19 protein-coding genes are annotated in these 23,094 nt (G+C 41.7%); 5 read left to right on the forward strand and 14 right to left on the reverse strand.

Annotated elements, in window-relative coordinates:
* Nucleotides 1–22 precede the first annotated feature (22 nt).
* The 9 genes from GR929_RS12160 to GR929_RS12200 form a co-directional block, all read right to left on the reverse strand.
* Nucleotides 23–1,807: an efflux RND transporter periplasmic adaptor subunit gene (locus tag GR929_RS12160; RefSeq protein WP_159520175.1), complete on the reverse strand. Its 1,785-nt coding sequence runs from the start codon at nt 1,805–1,807 to the stop codon at nt 23–25.
* Nucleotides 1,794–3,041, reverse strand: coding sequence for a TolC family protein (locus GR929_RS12165; protein WP_159520177.1), 1,248 nt, complete (start codon nt 3,039–3,041; stop codon nt 1,794–1,796). The genes GR929_RS12160 and GR929_RS12165 overlap by 14 nt, the downstream gene beginning before the upstream one ends.
* Nucleotides 3,038–6,925, reverse strand: a complete 3,888-nt coding sequence (locus GR929_RS12170; protein WP_159520179.1) for an efflux RND transporter permease subunit — start codon at nt 6,923–6,925, stop codon at nt 3,038–3,040. The genes GR929_RS12165 and GR929_RS12170 overlap by 4 nt, the downstream gene beginning before the upstream one ends.
* Before the next feature lie 92 nt (nt 6,926–7,017).
* Nucleotides 7,018–7,392, reverse strand: coding sequence for an HYC_CC_PP family protein (locus GR929_RS12175; protein WP_159520181.1), 375 nt, complete (start codon nt 7,390–7,392; stop codon nt 7,018–7,020).
* Nucleotides 7,393–7,596: 204 nt separating this feature from the next.
* A complete protein-coding gene (locus GR929_RS12180; RefSeq protein WP_201300991.1) occupies nt 7,597–8,895 on the reverse strand; it encodes an APC family permease in 1,299 nt (432 codons plus the stop codon).
* A gap of 164 nt (nt 8,896–9,059) precedes the next feature.
* Nucleotides 9,060–9,518, reverse strand: a complete 459-nt coding sequence (locus tag GR929_RS12185) for a rhodanese-like domain-containing protein (RefSeq protein WP_159520183.1) — start codon at nt 9,516–9,518, stop codon at nt 9,060–9,062.
* A gap of 15 nt (nt 9,519–9,533) precedes the next feature.
* Nucleotides 9,534–9,767 (reverse strand): SHOCT domain-containing protein, encoded by a 234-nt coding sequence (locus tag GR929_RS12190; RefSeq protein WP_159520184.1) that lies wholly within the window; start codon nt 9,765–9,767, stop codon nt 9,534–9,536.
* Nucleotides 9,768–9,784: 17 nt separating this feature from the next.
* Nucleotides 9,785–10,363, reverse strand: coding sequence for a hypothetical protein (locus tag GR929_RS12195; protein WP_159520186.1), 579 nt, complete (start codon nt 10,361–10,363; stop codon nt 9,785–9,787).
* Between the two features lie 95 nt (nt 10,364–10,458).
* Nucleotides 10,459–12,039, reverse strand: coding sequence for a multicopper oxidase family protein (locus GR929_RS12200; RefSeq protein ID WP_159520188.1), 1,581 nt, complete (start codon nt 12,037–12,039; stop codon nt 10,459–10,461).
* Between the two features lie 606 nt (nt 12,040–12,645).
* On the opposite strand from GR929_RS12200, the gene GR929_RS12205 reads away from it, so the two are divergent.
* Both GR929_RS12205 and GR929_RS12210 read left to right on the forward strand, forming a co-directional pair.
* Nucleotides 12,646–13,782: an aldose epimerase family protein gene (locus GR929_RS12205; RefSeq protein WP_159520190.1), complete on the forward strand. Its 1,137-nt coding sequence runs from the start codon at nt 12,646–12,648 to the stop codon at nt 13,780–13,782.
* 198 nt (nt 13,783–13,980) lie between these two features.
* Entirely contained in the window at nt 13,981–14,811 is an 831-nt protein-coding gene (locus tag GR929_RS12210) for a hypothetical protein (RefSeq protein WP_159520192.1), read from the forward strand.
* Between the two features lie 99 nt (nt 14,812–14,910).
* On the opposite strand, the gene GR929_RS12215 is transcribed toward GR929_RS12210, so the two are convergent.
* The 3 genes from GR929_RS12215 to GR929_RS12225 form a co-directional block, all read right to left on the reverse strand.
* Nucleotides 14,911–15,864 (reverse strand): DUF4382 domain-containing protein, encoded by a 954-nt coding sequence (locus tag GR929_RS12215; protein WP_159520194.1) that lies wholly within the window; start codon nt 15,862–15,864, stop codon nt 14,911–14,913.
* A 364-nt stretch (nt 15,865–16,228) separates the two neighbouring features.
* On the reverse strand, nt 16,229–16,465 hold the full coding sequence (locus GR929_RS12220; RefSeq protein ID WP_159520196.1) for a CDGSH iron-sulfur domain-containing protein: 237 nt from the start codon (nt 16,463–16,465) through the stop codon (nt 16,229–16,231).
* A 67-nt stretch (nt 16,466–16,532) separates the two neighbouring features.
* Nucleotides 16,533–17,363 carry an SMP-30/gluconolactonase/LRE family protein gene (locus tag GR929_RS12225; protein ID WP_159520198.1) on the reverse strand — a complete coding sequence of 277 codons (831 nt, stop codon included), beginning with the start codon at nt 17,361–17,363 and terminating at the stop codon, nt 16,533–16,535.
* Nucleotides 17,364–17,440: 77 nt separating this feature from the next.
* Here GR929_RS12225 and GR929_RS12230 point away from each other — a divergent pair, with 77 nt between their 5' ends.
* Together GR929_RS12230 and GR929_RS12235 are read left to right on the forward strand one after the other, a co-directional pair.
* Nucleotides 17,441–18,568, forward strand: a complete 1,128-nt coding sequence (locus GR929_RS12230) for a lactonase family protein (protein WP_159520200.1) — start codon at nt 17,441–17,443, stop codon at nt 18,566–18,568.
* 131 nt (nt 18,569–18,699) lie between these two features.
* Nucleotides 18,700–20,112, forward strand: coding sequence for a PQQ-dependent sugar dehydrogenase (locus tag GR929_RS12235; RefSeq protein ID WP_159520202.1), 1,413 nt, complete (start codon nt 18,700–18,702; stop codon nt 20,110–20,112).
* Between the two features lie 78 nt (nt 20,113–20,190).
* On the opposite strand, the gene GR929_RS12240 is transcribed toward GR929_RS12235, so the two are convergent.
* Nucleotides 20,191–21,531: an ammonium transporter gene (locus GR929_RS12240; RefSeq protein WP_159520204.1), complete on the reverse strand. Its 1,341-nt coding sequence runs from the start codon at nt 21,529–21,531 to the stop codon at nt 20,191–20,193.
* 340 nt (nt 21,532–21,871) lie between these two features.
* Here GR929_RS12240 and GR929_RS12245 point away from each other — a divergent pair, with 340 nt between their 5' ends.
* Entirely contained in the window at nt 21,872–22,339 is a 468-nt protein-coding gene (locus GR929_RS12245; RefSeq protein WP_159520206.1) for an Lrp/AsnC family transcriptional regulator, read from the forward strand.
* Here GR929_RS12245 and rlmB read toward each other — a convergent pair.
* Nucleotides 22,330–23,094 (reverse strand): 23S rRNA (guanosine(2251)-2'-O)-methyltransferase RlmB, encoded by a 765-nt coding sequence (rlmB, locus tag GR929_RS12250; RefSeq protein ID WP_159520208.1) that lies wholly within the window; start codon nt 23,092–23,094, stop codon nt 22,330–22,332. The two genes, GR929_RS12245 and rlmB, sit on opposite strands and share 10 nt — an antisense overlap.

The raw sequence follows: 23,094 nt of genomic DNA on the forward strand, positions 1-23,094 counted from the left end.
TCTGTGGTTTTATTCTGTTGTTTTATTTCAGAGTTTCCCTGTTCTCTCCACATCCCAACATCATATCTCCAAAATAGGGATTGCGGATTTCTTCAGTTTCGCTAAACCAGTAAGCCCCTTTGTCTTCGATAGCCATCGGGCAATACTGAAAGTAGGCGGTTGTGTTTGAGAGTCCGAACATTTTCAGGCTTTTGTAGAAGGATAAATTGAATTGTGCAAATTCGGTTCGTTGCTTTTCAATGTCCATTAATTTGCTGATTGTGCTCACGGTGCTCTCAAGTGTTTTCAACTGCTCCATCCAGGCCATGTGGGCATCGCCTTTGAGTAGTCCCATATCAACTTTTTTGAGGGATTTTTCGACATCCTGAGCCGCAATCATGACCTGATGTGCTTCAGATTCAACAAACGCGTTTTTCATTTTAAGGTAATTTTCATAAACATTGGTCAATTGTTCCTTAAAAGCAGGATCGGTTTTAACCGGCTCAACAGGCATGGGTTCATCAGCCGCTGTTTCTGTTTCCATGTCCATTTCGCCATGATTATGCCCTGTCGGGACAGAACCGCCTTCCGGACTCATCATACTTGGTTTGCCGGCCAGCTGCGCAGCGGCATCAATGCTAAATGTACCGTGAACAGCAATTTCCTCACCTTCCTGCAAACCATCTTCAACGATAAAGCTCTCGCCCAGGGCGGGACCTAATGTGACGTTGCGCATCATAAAATTCACTCCCTGGTCAGTGGTGTTTTTTACGTAAACGACCGAACGTTTACCGGTCCACATAACAGCGGTTTTAGGAACCACAACGGCATTCGCCTGATTGGGTAATTTTGCTTCTACCGTTCCGGATACAAACATCTCGGGTTTCAATTTTAATCCACGGTTAGTGACTTCAACCCGCGCTTTGGCAACCCGTGTTTTCGGATCGATTACGGGGTCGAGAAAGGAGATGGTTCCGGTAAACGACTCACCCGGAAGCGAGGCAATGGTAAATTCCACTTTGTCGCCTTTGTTCACCCAGGGTACATCCGATTCATACACATCAAAAAGTACCCATACCTTTGACAAGTCAGCAATTTCGTAAATGGCTTCCCCCCTGCGGATATAATCTCCGGGATTAACCATTTTTTTGGTCACGTAGCCTGAAACGTCAGCCAGTACATTAAAGGTTTCCATCGCGGCTCCCGACTGCAATATTTGTTCAATCTGTCCATTGGATAACTTCCAGTTTTTCAATTTTTCTTTGGCTGAACTAAAAAGCTGAGGTTGTGATTCCTTAATCTTTTGCGCTTCAAACAATTCTTCCTGAGCTGTTACCAAATCGGGTGAATAAACCGAGGCAATCACTTGTCCTTTTTCCACAAATTCTCCGGTAAAATTTACCTCTAACCTTTCGACCCTGCCCGGAATATGGGAAGATTGCGAATAAATCATGCGCTCATCAGATTGTACCTTGCCATTTAAGCGAACCGATTTTACCGGGTCTATGGCACCAACCGTGGCCGTGCTTACACTCGCCAGTTGCATGGCTGTTGCCGACATGCTGATTGCCGTGGGGTCAATATCACTATCTTGCTCATCTTCCAGAGGAATTAAATCCATGCCGCAAATGGGGCAATCACCCGATTCATTTTGCCTGATCTGTGGGTGCATTGAGCAGGTCCAGGTTGTTTCGCCTGCCACTTCTGTCTCATGCTGGTGTTCATCTGTCGCCTCGCTTTCTGAACCCCCGAAAATCAACCAACCCAACAAAAGTCCGACTGCCAGCGTCGAAATAATTATGATTATTATTTTTTTATCTGTTTTCATGTTCATATTTTTTTGCAGTGATGTAATTCAATTTAGCCAGGGCTACCTGAAACTGGACTTCTGCTGTAGCCTTCATTTTTTCATATTTCAGCAATTGCTGCTGCATGCGTAATACTTCCTCAAATTCCTTTCCCGAATTTCCGTAGGAAGTCAACAGTAAATTCAAGGATTGTTGTGATGTTTGAATTTGTTGTTCGTAGAGCGATAAAAGCTGCTTTTGCTGCTGAATCTGGAACCAGGCCATTTCATAGTTCGACAACAGCGAATTCTCTAGTTCACTTTTTTGAAGTACATAGCTGTCCCGCATCAATTGCGCTTCCTTCTCGGCCGCATCGTATTTTTTTCTGAATATTGGAATACTCAGCGAAACCATGGGCATAAGCACATTTTTACCATTATCGGTCAAATCCATATCTGTTCGTTCACCAACCAGTACATAATCCAAGCCAACACCTACCTTGGGAAGCCCCTGCTTTTGTGCGGCAACTTCACGGGCTTCGCTCGCCTTTATTTTCAGGTCAAGCGCATCCAACATCGGGTTGCCGGTCAGCAGGGAATCTTTTCGAAAATGATCAGGCAACGAATCGGGAGCTAAAGAATCACGGATTACCACGACTTCATTTTCATCCCTGTTCAGTAGTTTATTAAACGTGGTGCGGAGAGGCTTTTCTTTTTCCTCCAAAATACTTAAACTGGTTTTGGCATCTTCCAGCATAATATCCACCCGCAACACATCGACCATAGGGGCTGAACCGTTTTTAAATTTTGAATTGGCAATTGTTTTATACGATTGCAGGATGTCGATGTTTTCCTGTTCAATTTTCTTCCACTGGCTGAGTTCGTAAAGCGGATAATAAGCCGCTGCTACCCGGTAAAACAATTGGTTTCGTGCATCCAGAAACGATTGGTATTTGGCTTCGGCCATCAACGCAACAGCATCGCCTTGAGCTTTCAACGTTCCAAACCAAGGGAACATTTGGGTGAGCGAAAATTTTGCCCGTTGAGGTCCCACCCGGGTTTCAACCGGCGAAATGAAATAACCGAAAGAAAAAGTCGGGTCGGGCAACGTGCTTACTTGCGGCACTTTTTGAACCGCAGCTTCAAACTCTAAGTACTTGGCTTGCAAACCGGGATTATTTTCGGCAGCTGTTCTGAAATAATCATCCAGCGTTTGGGTTTGTCCGGCGGTAACGCCAAGAATCATTAATATGATGATATTGATTACGAACTTCATGATTGTATCTTTTTTAGTTGTCTCTCTTCCCTCATGCTGTACAATACCGGCACAATAAAATAGGTAACGGCGGCAAAAATCATCCCGCCAAAGGCCGGTATAGCCATGGGGATCATGATATCGGCCCCACGACCTGTTGAAGTTAATATAGGCAGCAGCGCAATAATTGTTGTAGCTGAAGTCATTGCCGCTGGTTTAATTCTTCGGTATCCTGCTTCAACCACGGCCGCCCGCACTCCTTTGAGGTTATCGGTTTTATTCCTTGCAAAACTTTGGTCGAGGTAAGTCGCCATAAGTACTCCATCGTCGGTGGCAATACCAAACAGGGCAATAAAACCCACCCAGACCGCCACACTCAGGTTCACCGTGTGCATTTGAAACAGGTCGCGCATATTGGTTCCGAACAGGGAAAAATCGACAAACCAACCCTGACCGTATAGCCATATCATCATAAACCCGCCGCTAAATGCCATGGCAATCCCCGAGAAGACCATTAGGGAGGTGGTGACTGACTTAAACTGGAAGTAAAGAATCAGGAAAACAATGACCAATACCAGCGGAACAATAATCGAGAGGCGTTTTTCGGCTCGCACCTGGTTTTCATAACTTCCGGAGAACTTGTAGCTTATTCCCGAAGGCACATCTAAATCTCCGGCATCAATCCGGGACTGAATCGCATTCTGCGCATCATTGACTACACCAACTTCTGAAAAGCCTTCTCGTTTGTCGAATAAGACGTACCCGACCAAAAAGGTCTCTTCACTTTTAATAGCCTGCGGCCCCCTTACATATTCAAAGTCAACAATCTGGGAGATTGGGATTTGTGCTCCTGTGGGGGTTGGGATTAAAATTTTCCCTAACGATTCCGGGTCATCCCGAAGTTCGCGCGGATAGCGAACCCTGACCGGAAAACGTTCGCGGCCTTCTACGGTAGAAGTGATTTTCATACCGCCAATAGCGGTTTCAATGGTTTGCTGGACATCCTCTACATTCAGGCCATAACGCGAAATCTGATCGCGGTTGATGTTGAGATGCAGGTAAGGTTTACCAACAATCCGGTCGGCAAACACCGCTTCGGCTTTTACCGAAGGGACTTCTTTCAATATCTCTTCCAGTTGCATCCCAAATGCTTCAATGGTTGGCAGGTCGGGGCCATACACCTTAATTCCCATGGGCGCGCGCATACCCGTTTGCAACATAACAAGCCTCGTTTCAATGGGCTGCAGCTTTGGCGCAGAGGTAACCCCCGGTAATTTCGCCACCTTCACAATTTCGTTCCAAATATCATCGGGCGATTGGATATGGGGGCGCCAGTTACGGAAATAATTACCCCACTCATCGGGCACTAAATCGTTGCTGGTCACTCCGCGTTTCAAGGCTTCCTCGTTGCTAAGGGTGTCTCCATTCACAAGAATGAAGCGATCCTCCTTATCAACCTTAAACCGCTTGCGGTGCCCTTTTTCGTTAAGCATGTACTCCGGGCGGTAGTTGATCACGTTTTCGTACATCGAAATAGGAGCCGGGTCAAGCGCAGATTCTACCCTGCCTAATTTTCCAACGGTAAGCTCAACTTCAGGAATGTTGGTCAACAACATATCCAGTTGGCCTAAAACCTTCCGGTTGTACTCAAAACCCGAATGGGGCATGGAGGTAGGCATCAGCAAAAAGCTACCTTCGTTAAGTGAAGGCATAAATTCTTTTCCTATTGCAGGAAAAGTATGTGTCAGACCTGACCACACTTTAGTGGTCCGGACATTCCATCCTACAGCATCAAAACCTTTGGCTACAAAGCCAAACAAAGAATTAAAACCGATAAAAGTTGTTGTTCCGAAGAGAATTAAAAAAGTAGGAATCAACAGAAAGGTAACCTTATGCTCCAGGCACCATTTCAATATTGGTTTGTAGAAATACTCCAAAACGGTGAAGAACCCTAAAATAAGTATCACAATCAAAGCGACGAAAACCACATTCATCACCAAACTTTTGGAGGGTCCCAGCGGGAGCCAGTATTTGGCCAGCAGCCAAATCACACCAATAACTACGAGGATGATTTCAGCATGCTTAAGCATCCAATAGGCGAATGATTTTGCTTTTTGTTGAACTGATTTATTGGAAGAAGTAGCACCTTTGCTTCCGTTTAGTACCTCTCCTCCAGTATTTAACCTCGATCCTCTAAGCTCTTTTAACACACCTACAAGCCCAAATGCCAGGAACATCATTCCGCCCCAGATTTGCCCGAAAAAAAGAGCAGCAATACCAATGGGAATCAATATGATATTCACCCATTTCCTGATTTTCTGATTTTTGATTTTAGCGCCAAAAAACCAGTGGGCCAGCATGGGTAAAATAAACAAGGAGACTATCAATGCGGCTATCAGTGCAAAGGTTTTGGTGAAAGCCAGCGGCCCAAAGAGTTTTCCTTCGGCAGCCTGCATCGTAAATACCGGAATGAAACTCACAATGGTGGTCGAAACTGCAGTAAGTATTGCAGAGCTTACTTCGGAAGCACCATTGTAAATGGTCGTTATCAGTTTTTGTCCGGGCGGGGCTTCATCCACATGCTTGATGATATTTTCCGAGAGAATCACCCCTAAATCGACCATTGTTCCAATCGCAATGGCAATACCGGATAAAGCGACGATGTTGGCATCGACACCAAAATAGCGCATAGCGATAAACACCATCAGTACGGAAATGGGCAACAAACTGGAGATTAAAAATGAGGCCCGGAGATTGTACACCATGACAATGACCACCAGAATCACAATCAGAATTTGAAGTGAAATGGCCTCTTCCAATGTTCCCAATGTTTCGTATATCAATCCGGAGCGATCGTAAAAAGGCACGATCGTTAATTTGCTAACCACGCCATTTTCCAATGTTTTTTGTGGCAGTCCGGGCGAAATCTCCTTGATTTTGTCTTTCACATTGTTGATAACCTGCAACGGGTTGGCACCGTAGCGGGCAACGACCACGCCACCGACCACCTCCGCGCCATCTTTGTCCAGCGCGCCACGGCGGGTGGCAGGTCCTAAACTAACCACCCCAATGTCCTGAACGCGGATCGGTACATTTTCCTGAACGGCTACCACCGCTTTTTCAATGTCCTCCACCTTTTTGATGTAGCCTAACCCACGAACCAGATACTCCGCCTGGTTGATTTCGATAGTCTTGGCGCCAACGTCCCTGTTTGATTTTTGAACCGCCTGCATCACTTTATGCAGTGGTATGTTGTAAGCTTTGAGTGCATCAGGGTTTACGTCAATTTGGTATTCTTGCACAAAACCGCCAATCGAAGCTACTTCCGAAACACCTTCGGTGGCATTCAATCCATATTTCACGTAGAAATCCTGTACCGACCGGATCTCATGCAAATCCCAGCCGCCAGTTGGATTCCCTTCCTTGTCGCGGCCCTCAATCGTATACCAATACACTTGTCCCAAGGCTGTGGCATCGGGTCCAAGTGCCGGCTGCACACCCTCCGGGAGCAAACCCGAAGGCAGCGAACTTAGTTTCTCAAGAATTCGAGAGCGCGACCAGTAAAACTCAATGTCTTCGTCAAAAATGATGAAGATGCTGGAAAATCCGAAAATCGATGAACTCCGGATGGATTTTACCCCCGGGATTCCAAGAAGATAAGTGGTTAATGGATAGGAAATTTGATCTTCAATATCCTGAGGCGAACGCCCCATCCATTCGGTGAAAACAATCTGTTGGTTTTCGCCAATGTCGGGAATGGCATCTACCGGAACCGGATCTTTTGGTAAAATACCGGTATCCCAGCCAAATGGAGAAGTTACGATTCCCCAACTCACAAAAAGGATGAGTATTAATGATGTAACGAGCTTATTTTCGAGAAAAAAACGAATTGTTTTATTCAACATGCTATTTCAGTTATGATTTTTTTGTTTATGATATACAACAAGTTAGTCACCGCAAAGTTGTTGTCTTGCGGCTCTTGGTAATCATAATAAAATCATAAAAGAAATACTTCTTTTAACGCGAGTGTTTTTTGAATGGGAAGTAAAGGAGGTGCTTCAATAAAACTAAGACTTGCAACTTCTGTTACAGGAGCATTTAATAATCCCACAGCGAGCAAATCATGCCCCAAAATATCGAGTTCGGCTAAAACCGGGATGCATGAAACAGCAGGGACTGAAAAATCCTCTTTAACCTGATAGACCTGCGTTTCGTTGCGGCAGCAGCTGTCCATGTCACAGCAGGATTTTGCTTCATTAAAAATAGCAACTGATTCGAGTGAACCTGCGCAATAATGTTTTGACACAGCCATCCCCATTGTTGAAATCAACAACAAGGCAGATAAAATGATATGGCTGATTCTTTTTAACATGACAGCAAATTAAACAAATTATTTCTAAAGGTGTTCTCTCAAAACTGATAATTTTTGTTAATTGGAAACAAACACAGACTATTTGCCCGGTACTTTTCAACTATTTTAACTGATGCAAACTATGCGATACCGGAAAATTGAAATGTTATTCGATTCTAGAAAAATGGTATCTGTTTTTCTAGAATTTCATGAATTCGTAAACCTTTAGTTTGATTCTTCTTGTCTTGAAAGAAACCATTTCTCACCAAAGTAAATAAGTAACATAGCTCCTATAGCAACAAGCACCACTGGCAAGTCGTTTTTTGCTTTCGTTAAAACAAAACCGGATAGAACAACCAGATCGAGTACAATCGCAGAAATTACGATTGCTGGTTTAAAGTCAATCTTTCCGCGTAAATTTTTTAGCAGTCCGTAGTGTATCCCAATGTCCATAACCAGGTAAAAAATTGCGCCGAGCGAAGCAATTCTGGAGAGGTCGAATAAAACAGTAAGCAGGATTGCAAGCCCGGCGATGTACACCAGCATGTGTTTTTGAATCCTGCCCGACATCCCAAGGTGGCTGTGGGGGATCAGTTTCATTTCGGTGAGCATGGCAGTCATTCGCGAAACGGCAAATATGCTTGCGATTATTCCAGAGATTGTGGCAATGATGGCCACAAAAACAGTGACCCAAACGCCATATTTCCCAAAAGCAGGACGAGCTGCTTCGGCAAGCGAATAATCCTTTGCAGAAATGATTTGCTCAATTGATAAAGACGAAGCCACCGAAATGGCTACTAAATAATAAAGCACCACACAAATAGCAATGGAAATGATAATAGCGCGGCCTACATTTTTGTGTGGTTTTTTAATCTCATCACCACTGTTGGTAATGGTTGTAAACCCTTTGTAAGCCAAAATGGTAAGTGCCAATGCACCTATAAAGCTTGTTATTGACTTGTCGGGAAGGGTTTTTGGAAGGGGGGCGCTGAAACTAAAACCAGCAGCCCACAAACCTCCGATGGCCAAAACCGCCAATCCGCCAACTTTTAAAACCGCCATCGTAAACGATGATTTTTCAATGAATTTATTGCCCGAAATATTTACCACAAATGCCAACACGATAAGGGCAACTCCAAGCACCGGCACCCAGAAGGTATTTTTTTCCACATCAAACAACTGCAACACATAGGTGCCAAATGTACGGGCAACCAAACTTTCATTGATGATCATTGAAAAAGCCATCAGCAGCGCCGCAAATGCGGTGAAGGTGGTTTTGCCATATTCCTTTTTCAGGTACATACCAATGCCGCCGGCCGAGGGAAACGCATTGGATAATTTAACGTATGAATAGGCGCTAAAAGCAGATATTATCGCGCCAATTACAAATGCGATAGGAAAAAGATTTCCGGATAATTCGGCAACCTGTCCCAACAATGCAAATATTCCGGCACCAATCATCACTCCCGTCCCCATAGAAACGGCGCCAGTTAACGAAAGACTATTTTTTTTGTAATCATTCATGATTTAGAATCTTCTGGGTAATCTGCCTCCCGCTACCAAATCGGCTAGAGTAGTTTGCCATTAATAAAACATTTTTTGAAAGCCTGTATTCAACACCGGTACTCCAACCTGTATCAAGGATGAAATAGTATCCGATTGCAGTCTGTTAACCCCATCCCTTCAGGCTATTTTCCTTTTTCTACCGGCAATCCTAAAGTTACCCAGTCGTGCATACCACCGCGGTAGTACAATATTTTATCGGGCGGGTAACCGGCCTCCAGTAAATTGCGGATGGCGGATGGCGATTGCGGGCATTGCGGCCCGTTACAAAAGAAAATGGCAGGTTCATCACGGTTCAATTCATCCATCCGATCGACCACTTCTTTGTGCGGTATGTTTTTCGCTCCGGGGATGGTCGACACTTTGTAGAAATCCGGAGTGCGGCCGTCGATAACCTGCTTCCCTTTTTCCAGCGAATCATTTAGTTCAATCTCATCTACCGTTCTAATTCCATCGGCTACTTTAATTGGCTGAATTTTGCCCCATGTGGTATCAACCTGTACCAATCCGGTTTTGTCTTTCACCGGTTGCGGCACCATTTGCGAATCGCCTTTTTTTTGATTACGTTTTTCATTAATATCCATTTTGTATTTCTTATTTTATAATAAATCTTTCTTCTGTTCTTCAAATTTCTGCTTGTCAATTTCACCGCGGGCATATCGTTCTTTTAAAATGTCCAAAGCCGTTTTACCGGTTCTTTGATTCGTTGATTGATTGTTTTGATTCAATCCTTTTACAAGCATCCAAACAACCACAACTATTATAATAAGACCGATGATCCACCACCAGCCCATTCCCATTCCCCAGCTGTGTCCTTCAAATCCGTTCATCATAAGATTCTCCTTCCTTTTTACTGGTTATTATGATTTTGCATCATTCCGCCTTGTTTGTGCATCATTCCCTCCTCATGCTGCATCATACTTTTCATTTGTTCTTTTTGGTCGCTATTCAATACAGCTTTCATTTTTCCGGCGGTTTCGTAAGCGGCCACTTTCATGCTGATTTTGGTGTCGGTACAATCCTGCATCTGTTTTTCAATCTGGTTTGCAGACGCCATATCACCCAACAGGTTTTTGAGCTTCATCTTTTTTTTGCGTAGTTCCGATTGATAGTCAATTTGTTGTTTTTTAAACTCAGCCTGCAAGTCATACAATTGTTCAACCTGGTCATCGTTTAGTGATAACTGTTGCTGCATATTGGGGAGGTGATTGACCATGATCCCGTACTTTTTCATGGGCATGTCCTGACTCATCATTTTACTGCACATGGGGCACATTCCGCTGTTCATCATGGCCTGCATCATGTCACTTTTTTGCATCATCATGCCTTGTTTTTTATTTTGACTGTTTTTCTGTCCCATCATTTGGGCGTTTGCTGTGTACCCTGCCATAAAGAATAGGGCCGTTACTATAATTATTAACTTTTTCATTTTTATTAGTTTTAAGTATTCATACAAAGTATTTGATAATTAACTTCTTAATCGTTGCGTGATTTTAAGAAGAATTTACAGTGTTTTATCCGTTGTCATACTACTTCATAATTGCGCATCATTCCCATATCCTCGTGTTCCAAGTTGTGGCAGTGATAGACATATGTTCCTTTAAAATCTTTGAACTTCATCACTATCTTAACTTTCATGCCCGGCATTAGCAAAAAGGTATCTTGCCAGCCTTCATCCATGAAACCGTCTTTTATCGTTTCCCAAACTGCGCTTTCCATTCCGGAAACATCGCGGTCGATAATTTGAAATTGCAAACCATGCAGATGAACAGGGTGAGGCATGCGCATCATATCCTGCATCATGCCCATGCCGCGGCCATCGTCGCCGTTGATAAATTCCCAAATCTCGGTAGTTCCCAGTTTTACTTTTTCCCAATCGGCCACTTCGGTCATCCCAAATGTTTCGCCATTGATGACCCACTGCATGCGCTGGTTATAAAAATAGAATTGTCTGGGCGAGTTAGAATTTACCGCTTTTACGGCGTCTGTTTTTTTTATGGGTGAAAAAGAAGCAGGCAATGTTTTGATTTCGCCCTCGTTTTTGGTGATTTTAAAACGGGCAACATTGAATGCATTGCCGTTTTGTGTGTCTTCGGATTGCATCATCCCACCCATCATTCCGCCGCCCATCCCCATGGATGTACCACTGTTAAAAGCAAGACTTTCTAATTGAATTTCGTCGGTGTTTTTCGCTTCTGAAAAGTCTTTCCAGATTTCGGCACGTTGACCAGGAGCAAGCATCAGGTAGTTTTTTTTGATTGGCTTTTCTAAAAGTCCGCCATCCGTGCCGATTACAGTCACATCGCTGCCATCGCTCCATGCTAATTTATATATTCGTGAGTTGGAACCGTTTAGCACCCGAAATCGATAGGTCGCCTTCGAAACTTCCATTATTTGTTCCGGGGAACCGTTCACGATGATTTGCTTGCCTAAAAAACCCTGCATTTGCCCCATCCGGCTATTCTGCAAATAAACCAGTTGGTTGTTGTTGTCGAACGTTCGATCCTGGATAATTAATGGGATATCATATTCACCGCTTGGCAAATCCTCATTCACACCTTCAACGATAAACATTCCTGCCAAGCCTTGATAAACCTGCGGCCCGGTAATTTTATCGGGATGAGGATGGAACCAATAGGTGCCGGGTCGATTGTTTACTTCAAATTCGTAAATGTATTGTTTGCCGTTTTCAATGGCATACATCGGATGCCCGTCCATTTCGGGCGGAATGTGCAACCCATGCCAGTGTATTACACTTTCGTGTGGAAGCTGGTTTTTAAAACGAACGCGAATTTTTTGCCCATTTCTTACCCGGACGACTGGACCGAGATATGAATCCGGCAATTTTTCGAGTGATGCATTTTCGCCTTTCAACAATTTTGACTGATAAGAATAAATATTTGTTGGGTTGCCGGGGAAAAGTTGTAATTCCGATGGAGTAGCTGTCAGTTCAAGATCAACATCAGGCTCAAAATCACTATTAACTCGATAATTTCCCGAGATTGTTTTTTGTTGACCATCAGTGGAGCAAAAGACCAACGAAGGAACTAATGTGGTCAAGGTAACTCCTTTGGCAGAATTTTTTAAAAATTGCTTTCGGTTCATTTTTTTTGTGGAAGTAACGAAAAGACCATGCCATGATACATCAATAGTTGCAAATGACTAAGTGGCTTATATTAAGAAAATTAAGCAGAGGGTGTGTCGGGTGGCTAAGTGTGGATAAATTTCCTCATTTGTTGAGGGATATTACCAACATTAAAAATAAAGTTAAGGGTACCGTTTTTGATTGAATATTCTATATTTCTGCAAGTTATCTTATGCACCCCAGAGAACCCTAATAAAAATCCCGGATAAACATCGGCTTTGGATACCTTAAAAACCATCGAATTCAACTATGCGACACATTGCAAAAAAGCTGTTGTATGTTTTGGGTCTGTTTATGATCCGGAAACTTGGACATAATAGATTAGAAACAAAAGATGATATGGAAGAAAAGCAGAACAATTCATACCAGAAAAGAATCGTGTTTCGTTCTGTTAAAACCGTTTGGTGAAATTACCAGAAGGAGAATCATAGGGAAGTAAAGATTTTTTTTTTGCTCATCTGTTATATTCGCCGTAAATTTTTACATAAATTTGTTTGATTTGATAAAAGTAAATTTGACTTTTTAAACTCAGTTGTATAACTATTAATTCAATAACGCTAACACTTATGGAAAAACTAGCTTTTCTGTTATTAATTTTCGCTTTTGCTTGCCAGCAGCCTGAAGAAAAGTTTCAGGTTCCTTACACAAAAGCTGATTTTGAAACCACTGTTGATGGTAAATCAGTCAGTTTATATACGTTGGAAAATGAGAATGGCCTGCGAGTTGACATTACGAATTATGGAGCCAAAATAGTTGCCATCCTGGTACCCGGCCGAAATGGAAAATTGGCAGATGTAAATTTAGGTTTTAAATCGATTCAGGAATATTTGGATCATCACAATGAGATTGGTGCCATTATTGGACCTTATGCCAATCGTATTGGAGATGCCAACTTCTCGATTGGAGATTCTACCTACCAGCTTCCTGCAAATGATAATGGCAACTGTTTGCACAATGGGTTAATTGGTTTTAAAAACCGGGTTTTTGATGCCGAGAAAATTGACTCAGCAGAAGGTGACGCTGTTGTAATGAGCATTGAGAGTCCGGATGGAGAATTTGGTTTCCCGGGCAATAAAGAAGTAAAAGTAACTTACACGCTAACTGCTGAAAATGAATTGAAAATTGATTACGAAGCAACTACAGACAAGGCAACTCCATTTAACCTGACAAATCATGCTTACTTCAATCTGAAAGGAGAGGGTAATGGAGATGTTTTGGGGCATGTGATGGTGATTGATGCAGATTCAACAACCGCAATTAACGAAGAATTGATTCCCACGGGAGAGATTGTTTCAATCAAGGGAACTGATCTGGATTTTACGTCTCCACATACCATCGGTGAGCGAATCAATTCAGATTACGAACCGATCCGGATCGGCAAAGGATATGACCACAATTATATTTTGAATAAGGATCAGAATGGCAATGAGTTGACATTTGCAAGTAGCGTTTACGATCCTGAGTCAGGCCGTTATATGGAAGTGCTGACCACAGAGCCAGCTATTCAATTTTATTCGGGGAACTTCCAGGATGGATCGTTGACCGGGAAATATGGTAAGCCATTTGAATTTCGTACCGGAATTTGTTTAGAAACTCAGCATTACCCTGACTCACCTAATCACCCGAACTTTCCAAGCACTATTTTGGAGCCGGGTGACACGTTGGAATCGACAACGATTTATAAGTTTTCTGTGAAAGAATAAGGACGCATTTCACAATAAATGAAAGCCGAATGACAACAGTTTTTTCGGCTTTCGTTATTTTATGAAACTGAATAGAATAATCAAAGAGAGGCAGCTGATAGCGAAGCGATGGACCACCTGTTTTCTCAAAACCAGTCTAGGTTAGTTAATAAAAAAATACTAGTTTGGCTAGTTCAAAAATCGATTTAGTTTATTGTTATGAAAAAATATCTCATTTTCCTTTTGTTTGTTGGAATTTGTCAATTCTCTCTCGCACAACAACCCTATAAATATGTCATTATTCCAACTCTGTTTCCTGATTTTACAGAAGGCTTTAATCCTTATGGGTTAAGCACATCGCTGCAAAAGGAACTAAATGCGAAGTCTATTGAAACTGTTTTCCAATCGGATGAGGTTCCTGCCAATTATTGCGACGCGGTGACCGCCGGTTTAGTGAAACTGAAAAGTACATTTCGTAATAAATTGACGGTGGAATTGAAGGACTGCCGGAATAGGGTGATCTGGTCGCAAGAAGGAACAGGGCGATCGAAAGATTTCAGAGAAGGTTATGGAGAGGCGATTGCAGATGCCTTGAAAAATTTAAATGAATTGCCGATTAATCAGAATCCAAGCGCGGCTGAAAAAGGAGTGACAACTAAACCTACCGAAAACGAAGACAATCCACTTCCTGCTATTACGGACAAGCCACAACAAAAAGCGGAAGTTGAGATTGCGGAAGTCGCAGGAGGGCAGAAGTCAATCTACAAGCCTGAAAATCTGTTTTATAACTACTCTTATTTTGTTGATTTTGTTGCAAAGGGAAATGGTAAAAAAGAACTCGTTATTGTAAATGGAGAACTGCTGGGTTATCAAAACCTGCAAGTTATCGCGACTTTAATTCCTTCGGGGCTCGATCAGGTGTTTACGGTCAATTGGATAAACACGGATGGAACAACGGTTCGGGGAGTAGCCAATCTGACTAGCGAAGAATTAAATGTATCACTGCCCAATGGAGATGAAATGGAAGTTATTCAGTTGCGAAAATATTAAAGGTGGAACACGATTTGTTAAAAGATATTGAAAAAAGGAAAGGGAGCACAAACGCAAATTTGTAGCTCCCTTTCTTTTTACTATTGCAGGTGTATTTTATTATATGACTGATATTTCCATGTCCAGATTAACCTGGCTGTTTGCTTCTACCTGAATGGAGTTGAGCAATAGACCACTAATTATACTTGTGACATTAACAGTTCCCTTGAAGGTAACTTCTCCGCTTGAGTCTTCTTCGTAGGATGCAACATGAATCTCATATTCACCTTCTTCAAGAAAAGACAATTGATAATTACCATTACCATCCACTTTTGCACTGGTTTTGGCATTTGCGAATAATACCATGCTTTCTCCTTGTCCATTTGTTTCGGTGTTCATATCGAATGTTCCTTTCTCGTAGGCATAGACAACCAATTTATCGTCGCTGGCAGAATTGTTGCTGATCGTTCCCTCGATTTCACCACAATTATCTTCTTCAACAATGCGCAGGGAATTGATCAATTCAGCAGTTGTAACAAACTTGTAGTTACTTTCTGAATCAGTGTCTTCATCGCGGACAATTGCTTTTCGCAAATCAAAGTCAATTACTAAGTTGGTCACACCATTAGCTTCAACGGCAAAAGGCTTGTTGAAGGTTACTTCGGTCGTCGAACTTGATGAAGCTTCCAATGAATGTTTACTGTTGTCGTCAGTTAAGACATAACAGCCGGGTGAGTCGCCATTTTCATCAGCTTGGTTGTCGAGAACAACGGTGACACTTGAGTAGTTCCCTGCTTCAACCATTTCACTGGCCAGCAATTTGGCATTCCCATTTTGATAGGCCGATACTTCGATTGTTTGTTTGGCAAACCCTTCAACTTTTTGGCCGTTAACATGGACTTCAGAAACCGTTACAAAGGTTCCTTGAATATTGGTATCATCAGAAGGGGCATCCGTTAATTTCACACTGAGTTCGCCCTGTTGTTTTTCAATTTCATTATCATCAGAACACTGGACCATTGCCAGTGCAAAAATTAGCATACTTAATAAAATTGAGATTTTAGATTTCATCATTTTTGAAATTTTCAACATTACATTTAAATTTTAGTTAATTACTTTCTTCTTCTCGTTTTTTCTAACAGTATCCATCCACACATGTTCAATTTTTTCATATGGACTTTACTTCGCCCGAAAATTGCAAACGAAGTGCCAAAACACTGGTGTTTTGGTTAGTTTTTTGAGTATTAGGAGCATAGGTTAATTGGAGCCTTCCCGTTATTCTCATGATGAATAAGGTTTTATCAGAATGAGACAAAAAGGTCTTAATTTGATGAGTGGGAGCGTATTTAGCAATCAACTATTTCCAACGGAATCCAGGGTTTCAGATAAAAAAAGGGAAACTAAAATAGTCTCCCTTCATCATTAATTTTGTAAGAGTTTACAATTTATTGTGCGATCCATCGCAAAATGGTGGGTTGTCCGTCTGTTTGCATCGGCACCAAAATACGGTCTGTTCTTTTTCAATCTTAACTTCTTTTGGGGTGAATTCACTTCCTTGATGTGAACCATCGCAAAATGGTTGATTGCTACTTTTGCCACAGGCACACCAGTAGTAGGTGCCGGGTTTCATCTCCATCATGATTGGACTTTTTTCTGCAATTTTTCCTTTTGCCATAATTTAAAGGTTTTTGTATTCAACTTGTCAATTCGGTTTTCAACTTTGAAAATTGAATTTCAAGTTATCATTTTTCAATACGATAGGCAACAACCTGATTGTTAAAAAATGTAGGCACTAACAATAAATTAAGGTCATTAGCAAAAAAGATATCGGCTGTGTTAATTTCCTCCTTTGTTGAATCCCACATTTTGGTCATCTGTCCGTCTTCGAGATAAAAAATACGCCCTGCCCAATTTGAGAAAACAAAGTTGTCATCATTATCCTTGTCAAGTCCATCAATCCCCTGACAATCGGCTTGAACTTCTTTTAATTCTTTTGTTTTGACGTCAGCAACATGTATTTTGTCCGATCCAATGTATAATTTCCCCATTTCGGTGTAGAGGCCATTTATTCCTTTTAAATCATCGCTTTCAAGCCAAACTGTAAACTCACCATCCGACAGTGCGTGAATTTTATTTGTTCTGCTGTCGGTAACAAAAATTGTCCCGTTACTACAGGCAGCAACATCATTCAAAAAAATTGAGCCGGGAGCCGGATAGCGGTTGATAATTTTTGCTTGGTCAATGTCAATTTCAACTAATTCATCAACGTCAGAAACGTAGAGCTTTCCATCAAAAATTGCCATCCCTTTTGGGGCACTCAGTCCGGAAACCCAATTCATGTTTTTCACTGATCCGTCGGCGTTTAGCTGCGTAATAAACCCATTTCCGTCTTTCTCCGATGGATTATCGTTGATGTTGGCTACAAAAATCACATCGTGATCGGGACTATAATAGACCGACTCGGGTGTTTTCATGGTAGGGCCTGTTCGCCAAACTTCAACCAGTTTTTGTCCGAAGCTGTGTGACGAAATAGCTAAAATAAAAATGGTGAAAAATGTTTTTGCTAGCTTCATTTCCTTTATTTTTAGGTTTTCAATATAAAATCTAAAACAACAGAATTACCAGATAGTTTGAATTTAAATTGATCATTATGAGAGCACTTCTTCTGATTACTGCACTGATTTCCGTTTTATTGATTTCTTGTGAAAAAGATACGAATGAAACCTTACTTTATGTTGGAACATACACCGACGCAGGGAGTGAGGGAATTTATTGTTATCAGTTTGATGAACGGACCGGGGACCTTAGCTTAAAATCGATTACTGAGAATAAAGAGAATCCTTCTTTTTTAGCGATAAGTCCGGATAAAAAATATTTATTTGCAGTATCGGAAGTGAAAGAGAGTCCGGGGATTGATAGTGGCTCTGTTACTTCATATCGGATTTCGGCTTCAGGAGAACTGAATAAAATAAACCAAAAGCCAACTAAAGGCTATCACCCGTGCCATGTAGCTGTGTCGCCAGACGGCCGTTTTGTGGTGGCATCAAATTATTCCAGTGGAAGTTTAAGTTTATTTGAGGTTAATGATGATGGTGGTTTAACCGATTGTTTTCAGCAGATCCAGCATACTGGTAGTGGCCCCGATTCCGCCAGGCAAAAAGCACCGCACGCTCATTCCGCTCAGTTTAGTTTTTCGGGCGAAGTGTTGGTGTCTGCAGATTTGGGAACCGATAAAGTTGAATTTTATCGGTTCAATCAGGCAGCGAATAAGTTTGAAGAAGCTGAACAAGCTTTTCTAAACATGACTCCCGGGGCCGGACCTCGGCATTTTGATTTCTCGCCCGATGGAAAGTTTATCTATGTCATGAATGAGATGCACTCCACTGTTTCTGTTTTAGAGAAAACAGGTGATACTTTCGATCTGATTCAGACTCTATCTAGTCTGCCCACGGATTTTGTCGGCTCTAACTCAGGAGCTGATATCCATGTGAGTTCCGATGGGCGATTTGTTTATAGCTCAAACCGGGGGCATAATTCAATTGCCGTGTTTGAGCGAGATGATAAGGGGAGGTTAACCTTAGTTGAAACAGAACCGGTAGTTGGAGATTGGCCTCGCAATTTTACAATTTCGCCTGACGGAAACTACCTGTTGGTGGCCAATAAAAAAAGTAATAATATTACGCTGTTTGACATTGATGCGGAATTAGGGATGTTAACTTATACCGGAAAAAGTTTAGAAGTCCCACGTCCGGTTTGTCTTGAATTTTTAGTTCGTTGAGGCTGATCGGACTTTTCTATATTTAGGACGAATAATTAATTTCAGGTATACATTAGTCATTTATTAACAAAAAAGCGTTAACTTTTTGATTCACTTTTTGTTTTGAAGTTAAATGTTAAAGCTTTCTTGTTATGATTCGTTTTCTTGTTAATTCATCATTCTTATTTGCCTTTTTTGTAATTTCATTGAGTAGTTGTTCAATGGGAAATGGTCAACATAGTGATAAACAGCGTGTAAAGGCGGCTGAAAATTATCAAAATTATTGTGCAGGTTGCCATGGTAATAATCTGGAAAAGTTTGACGAGAAAGAGTGGATGTTTGGAGATGATAATTCCAGTTTAGTGGCCAGTATAACCTACGGGCGAGACGAAATGGGAATGCCTGCTTTTGAGGCAACATTTTCTGACGAAGAAATTATTGCGCTTGCTGAGTATGTAAAAGAAGGTGTGCCGGAAGATAAGGAAACATTGAAGCCCGCTTTGTCGGCAAATGCTACGGTGCAATCAGAGGTTCAGAATTTTATTGTTGATACGGTTGTTTCGGGCTTGGGTATTCCTTGGGGACTGGAATTTTTACCCAATGGAGATCTGTTAATTGCTGAACGATCTGCAAAGTTGTATCGGTTTACCAATAATGAGTTACAGGAAATATCCGGCTTGCCTGAAATTATGGTAAAAGGACAGGGCGGTTTGCTCGATCTAGAATTACACCCTGATTATGAAAGTAATGGATGGTTGTATTTTTCCTACTCCGGATATGCTGATGACAATAAAAAGACTGGCTGCACCAATGTGATGCGAGCAAAACTAGACGGGAACCAACTGGTCGGTCAACAAGTTATATTTAATGGTTTTCCCGATACAAACAAAGGCCAGCACTGGGGGTGTAAGCTTGAGTTCGATCGGGAGGGGTATTTATTCTTTGGAGTTGGAGACCGTGGAAATCGCGACGAAAATCCTCAGAGTTTGACAAATACCTGTGGGAAAATTCACCGGGTGAATGATGATGGTTCAATTCCGGCAGACAATCCGTTTTTGGATACGCCTAATGCTGTTCCCAGCATATACTCGTATGGACATCGTAATCCGCAGGGAACTTGCATGAACCCCGAGACTGGCGAAATATGGGAAACCGAACATGGTCCGCGTGGTGGAGATGAACTAAACCTAATCAAGCCCGGGGTGAATTATGGTTGGCCGGTCATTTCATACGGAATAAATTACAATGGTACAACTTTCACCGAACTAACGGAGAAGGAGGGGATGGCTCAGCCTGTTACTTATTGGGTTCCATCGATAGCTCCATGCGGAACAACCTTTGTTAAAGGAGATCGGTATAAAAACTGGAAGAATAATATTTTAGTTGGGTCACTCCGGTTTATGTATTTAGAGCGGATTGTTTTGGAAGGCGAACAAGTGACTCATCAGGAAAAATTGTTAGAAAATATTGGTCGGGTTCGGAATGTTGAAATGAGTCCTGATGGATATATCTATGTAGCCATTGAAAATCCGGGCAAAATCCTGCGGTTGATTCCGGTAGAATAATTGTAGTCAACAAAATTTTAGGCAAAAAAAAACTCCCCGGAGATAAGGGGAGTTTTGAGCATATAAAAGAGCGACAAGTTAAAGCATTTTGTCGCTTTTATATTCAAAGTCGTATGATTCGTTGTGCTGACTAATATCCAATCCAACTTTTTCACCTTGAGGCGAAACACGTAATGGAACAATCATATCCGTAATTTTATACATTAATATAGAACCTCCAAATGTGAAAATACCTACAATTAACAAGGCTAACAAGTGATAAAGAAAAGTGGTGAATTCTCCGTAAATTAACCCAACTTCCTGGGCAAAAACGGCCGTGAGAAGCATTCCAACAATACCACCCATTCCGTGAGCCGGGAATACATCGAGGGTATCATCCAGTCTTGTTTTAGAGCGAAGTTCAATTGCGTAGTTACTAACAAGAGCAGCGACAACACCAATGAAGATACTAGAGCCGACATTTACAAAACCAGCAGCAGGGGTAATGGCAACCAGACCTACAACTAAGCCAATTGAAGCTCCCATACCAGTTGGTTTTTTACCTTTCACCATATCGTAAAACAAGTAGGCTAACATAGCAGCTGCCGAAGCAGTATTTGTATTCATTAGTGCAAGGGCTGCAGTTGAGTTGGCTCCAAGTGCAGATCCGGCATTAAAACCAAACCACCCAAACCAAAGCATACCTGCTCCCAGCAATACAAATGGAATGTTGGCCGGCCGCACTTCTTGGCCAAAGTCTTTTCGTTTTCCGAGAAACATGGCTCCTGCCAAAGCTGCAAAACCAGCAGACATGTGTACAACAGTACCTCCAGCAAAGTCAAGTACACCCCAGTTTCTCAGGAATCCGTTCGGATGCCACGTCCAGTGGGCTAATGGTGCGTAAATAAACAGCGAGAAAAGCACCATAAATAGCATGTAGGAACGAAACCGCACCCTACCCGCAAATGATCCGGTAATTAATGCCGGAGTGATAATGGCAAATTTAAGCTGAAACATCGCAAATAGCGCTAATGGGAATGTTGGCGCCAGATCTGGATCAGTGTGTCCTGTTACTCCTTTAAACATGAAGAAAGTCCAGGGATTACCAAACAAACCATATCCGTCGGGACCAATACTGTCACCAAATGCAATACTAAAACCACAAATTACCCAAATTACACTAATTACACCCATGGCAATAAAACTTTGCAACATGGTTGATAAAATGTTTTTGGAGTGAATCATTCCCCCGTAGAAGAATGCAAGACCAGGAGTCATTAATAAAACCAAAGCTGTTGCAGTAAGCATCCAGGCTGTATCTCCTGTGCTGATGTTCGGATCATTTAGTCCACCAAAACCACTTGGGAAAAATACTCCCACTACTGCTGCAACAACCAATAATAATAGAATAAAAAGCCAACTTAGATTAGCGTTCTTCATAATGTCAAATTATTTTAAGTTTACCTATAATTTCTACGTGTTGTCAATTAGAATTTCTTCAGCCGTATTAAATTGACATTAATCTGGGCGTAAAAGTAGAAAATCAAAGAATAATTCAAAAATATTTATTCAAATTGATAAAAAATGTCTCTGTGAACCTCTTCGGATTTAACATTTAGGAAATGTGTAACTGATCATTTATTTCGAATACAGCTAGTTAGGAGTGAACCGAAAATATGACTTTCGTTTGCATATTGAAAGATAAGTTTTTGTTTATTTATCTATCTGCTAAAATTTATTTAATTTTAGACGCATAAATTTAAGGCTGAAGTTAAATTATATGACACTAAGAAACAATTTGGACCAGATAGATTTACACATTCTGGACATTATTACTAAAAATGCACGTGTTCCTTTTAAGGACGTTGCTTCCGAAGTTGGCGTATCTCGAGCTGCTGTTCACCAACGCGTAAATCGGATGGTTGAGATGGACGTAATTACCGGATCAGGGTATCATATTGATCCCAAAAAGGTTGATTATAAGACATGTACTTATGTTGGCGTTTTTCTTGAAAAAGGTGGGTTTTACGAAGATGTTGCCAACCAATTAAAAGAAATTCCAGAAATTGTCGAATGTCATTACACTACAGGGCAATATGCTATTTTTGTGAAAGTGTATGCACGTGATAATGAACATTTGAAGGAAGTTTTAAGTGACAAAGTCCAACGAATTGGCGGCATTTCGAGTACCGAAACGTTCATTTCGTTGGAGGAAACCTTTAAACGTCAGGTGCCCATTCATGAATGATGAAGGCGTTGCCTGACGGCTTCGTAAATTAATAGTCCGGCGGCTACCGAAACATTAAGCGATTCAATTTTACCAAGAATAGGAATTTGAACTTGCTCATCGGCTAAGTTCAATAGTTGCATTTCAATCCCTTTTTCTTCCGAGCCCATGATGATGGCTGTGGGCCCCGAAAGGTTGGCCTGGGTATAGTTGAATGAAGATTTTTCGGTAGCTGCCGCTATTTTTAACCCTGATTCTTTCAGAAAAATAATGCTTTCCTTTAGGTTTTTAGTTCTACAGATTGGTAGCAGATGCAACGCTCCAGCCGAAGTTTTTACTGCATCGGCGTTAATCCTGGCAGCTCCTTTCTCGGGAATCACGATTGCGTCAACCCCCGCACATTCTGCCGTGCGTACGATCGCACCAAAATTTCGAACATCGGTTACCTGATCCAATACCAAAATCAATGGGTTTTTGCCAGCTTCGAATACCGATGGAAGAAAGTTTTCCAATTCATAAAAAGTAACTGGCGAAATAAAGGCCAATACTCCCTGGTGATTTTTTCGGGTAATGCGGTTGATTTTTTCCATCGGCACATACTGAAACGGAACCTGGAATTCCCTGATCTTTTCAAACAGCTCTTTAAACAATTCGCCACCCAAGCCTTTTTTGATCAGTATTTTATCAACTTCTTTTCCTGAGTCGATGGCTTCAATAACGGCACGGATGCCAAAAATAAAGTCGTCGGTATTTTTCTGCGGTTTTGCTTTATACAT

The organism is Sunxiuqinia indica (assembly GCF_009847015.1).
Classification (GTDB): domain Bacteria; phylum Bacteroidota; class Bacteroidia; order Bacteroidales; family Prolixibacteraceae; genus Sunxiuqinia; species Sunxiuqinia indica.

Coding starts and splice junctions, on each gene's coding strand:
- GR929_RS12170 (WP_159520179.1), bottom strand. CDS start 6,925: ATGTTGAATAAAACAATTCGTTTTTTTCTCGAAAATAAGCTCGTTACA.
- rlmB (WP_159520208.1), bottom strand. CDS start 23,094: ATGTATAAAGCAAAACCGCAGAAAAATACCGACGACTTTATTTTTGGC.
- GR929_RS12190 (WP_159520184.1), bottom strand. CDS start 9,767: ATGATGAACGGATTTGAAGGACACAGCTGGGGAATGGGAATGGGCTGG.
- GR929_RS12195 (WP_159520186.1), bottom strand. CDS start 10,363: ATGAAAAAGTTAATAATTATAGTAACGGCCCTATTCTTTATGGCAGGG.
- GR929_RS12210 (WP_159520192.1), top strand. CDS start 13,981: ATGAAAAAATATCTCATTTTCCTTTTGTTTGTTGGAATTTGTCAATTC.
- GR929_RS12205 (WP_159520190.1), top strand. CDS start 12,646: ATGGAAAAACTAGCTTTTCTGTTATTAATTTTCGCTTTTGCTTGCCAG.
- GR929_RS12165 (WP_159520177.1), bottom strand. CDS start 3,041: ATGAAGTTCGTAATCAATATCATCATATTAATGATTCTTGGCGTTACC.
- GR929_RS12230 (WP_159520200.1), top strand. CDS start 17,441: ATGAGAGCACTTCTTCTGATTACTGCACTGATTTCCGTTTTATTGATT.
- GR929_RS12200 (WP_159520188.1), bottom strand. CDS start 12,039: ATGAACCGAAAGCAATTTTTAAAAAATTCTGCCAAAGGAGTTACCTTG.
- GR929_RS12215 (WP_159520194.1), bottom strand. CDS start 15,864: ATGATGAAATCTAAAATCTCAATTTTATTAAGTATGCTAATTTTTGCA.
- GR929_RS12185 (WP_159520183.1), bottom strand. CDS start 9,518: ATGGATATTAATGAAAAACGTAATCAAAAAAAAGGCGATTCGCAAATG.
- GR929_RS12160 (WP_159520175.1), bottom strand. CDS start 1,807: ATGAAAACAGATAAAAAAATAATAATCATAATTATTTCGACGCTGGCA.
- GR929_RS12240 (WP_159520204.1), bottom strand. CDS start 21,531: ATGAAGAACGCTAATCTAAGTTGGCTTTTTATTCTATTATTATTGGTT.
- GR929_RS12180 (WP_201300991.1), bottom strand. CDS start 8,895: ATGAATGATTACAAAAAAAATAGTCTTTCGTTAACTGGCGCCGTTTCT.
- GR929_RS12235 (WP_159520202.1), top strand. CDS start 18,700: ATGATTCGTTTTCTTGTTAATTCATCATTCTTATTTGCCTTTTTTGTA.
- GR929_RS12175 (WP_159520181.1), bottom strand. CDS start 7,392: ATGTTAAAAAGAATCAGCCATATCATTTTATCTGCCTTGTTGTTGATT.
- GR929_RS12245 (WP_159520206.1), top strand. CDS start 21,872: ATGACACTAAGAAACAATTTGGACCAGATAGATTTACACATTCTGGAC.
- GR929_RS12225 (WP_159520198.1), bottom strand. CDS start 17,363: ATGAAGCTAGCAAAAACATTTTTCACCATTTTTATTTTAGCTATTTCG.
- GR929_RS12220 (WP_159520196.1), bottom strand. CDS start 16,465: ATGGCAAAAGGAAAAATTGCAGAAAAAAGTCCAATCATGATGGAGATG.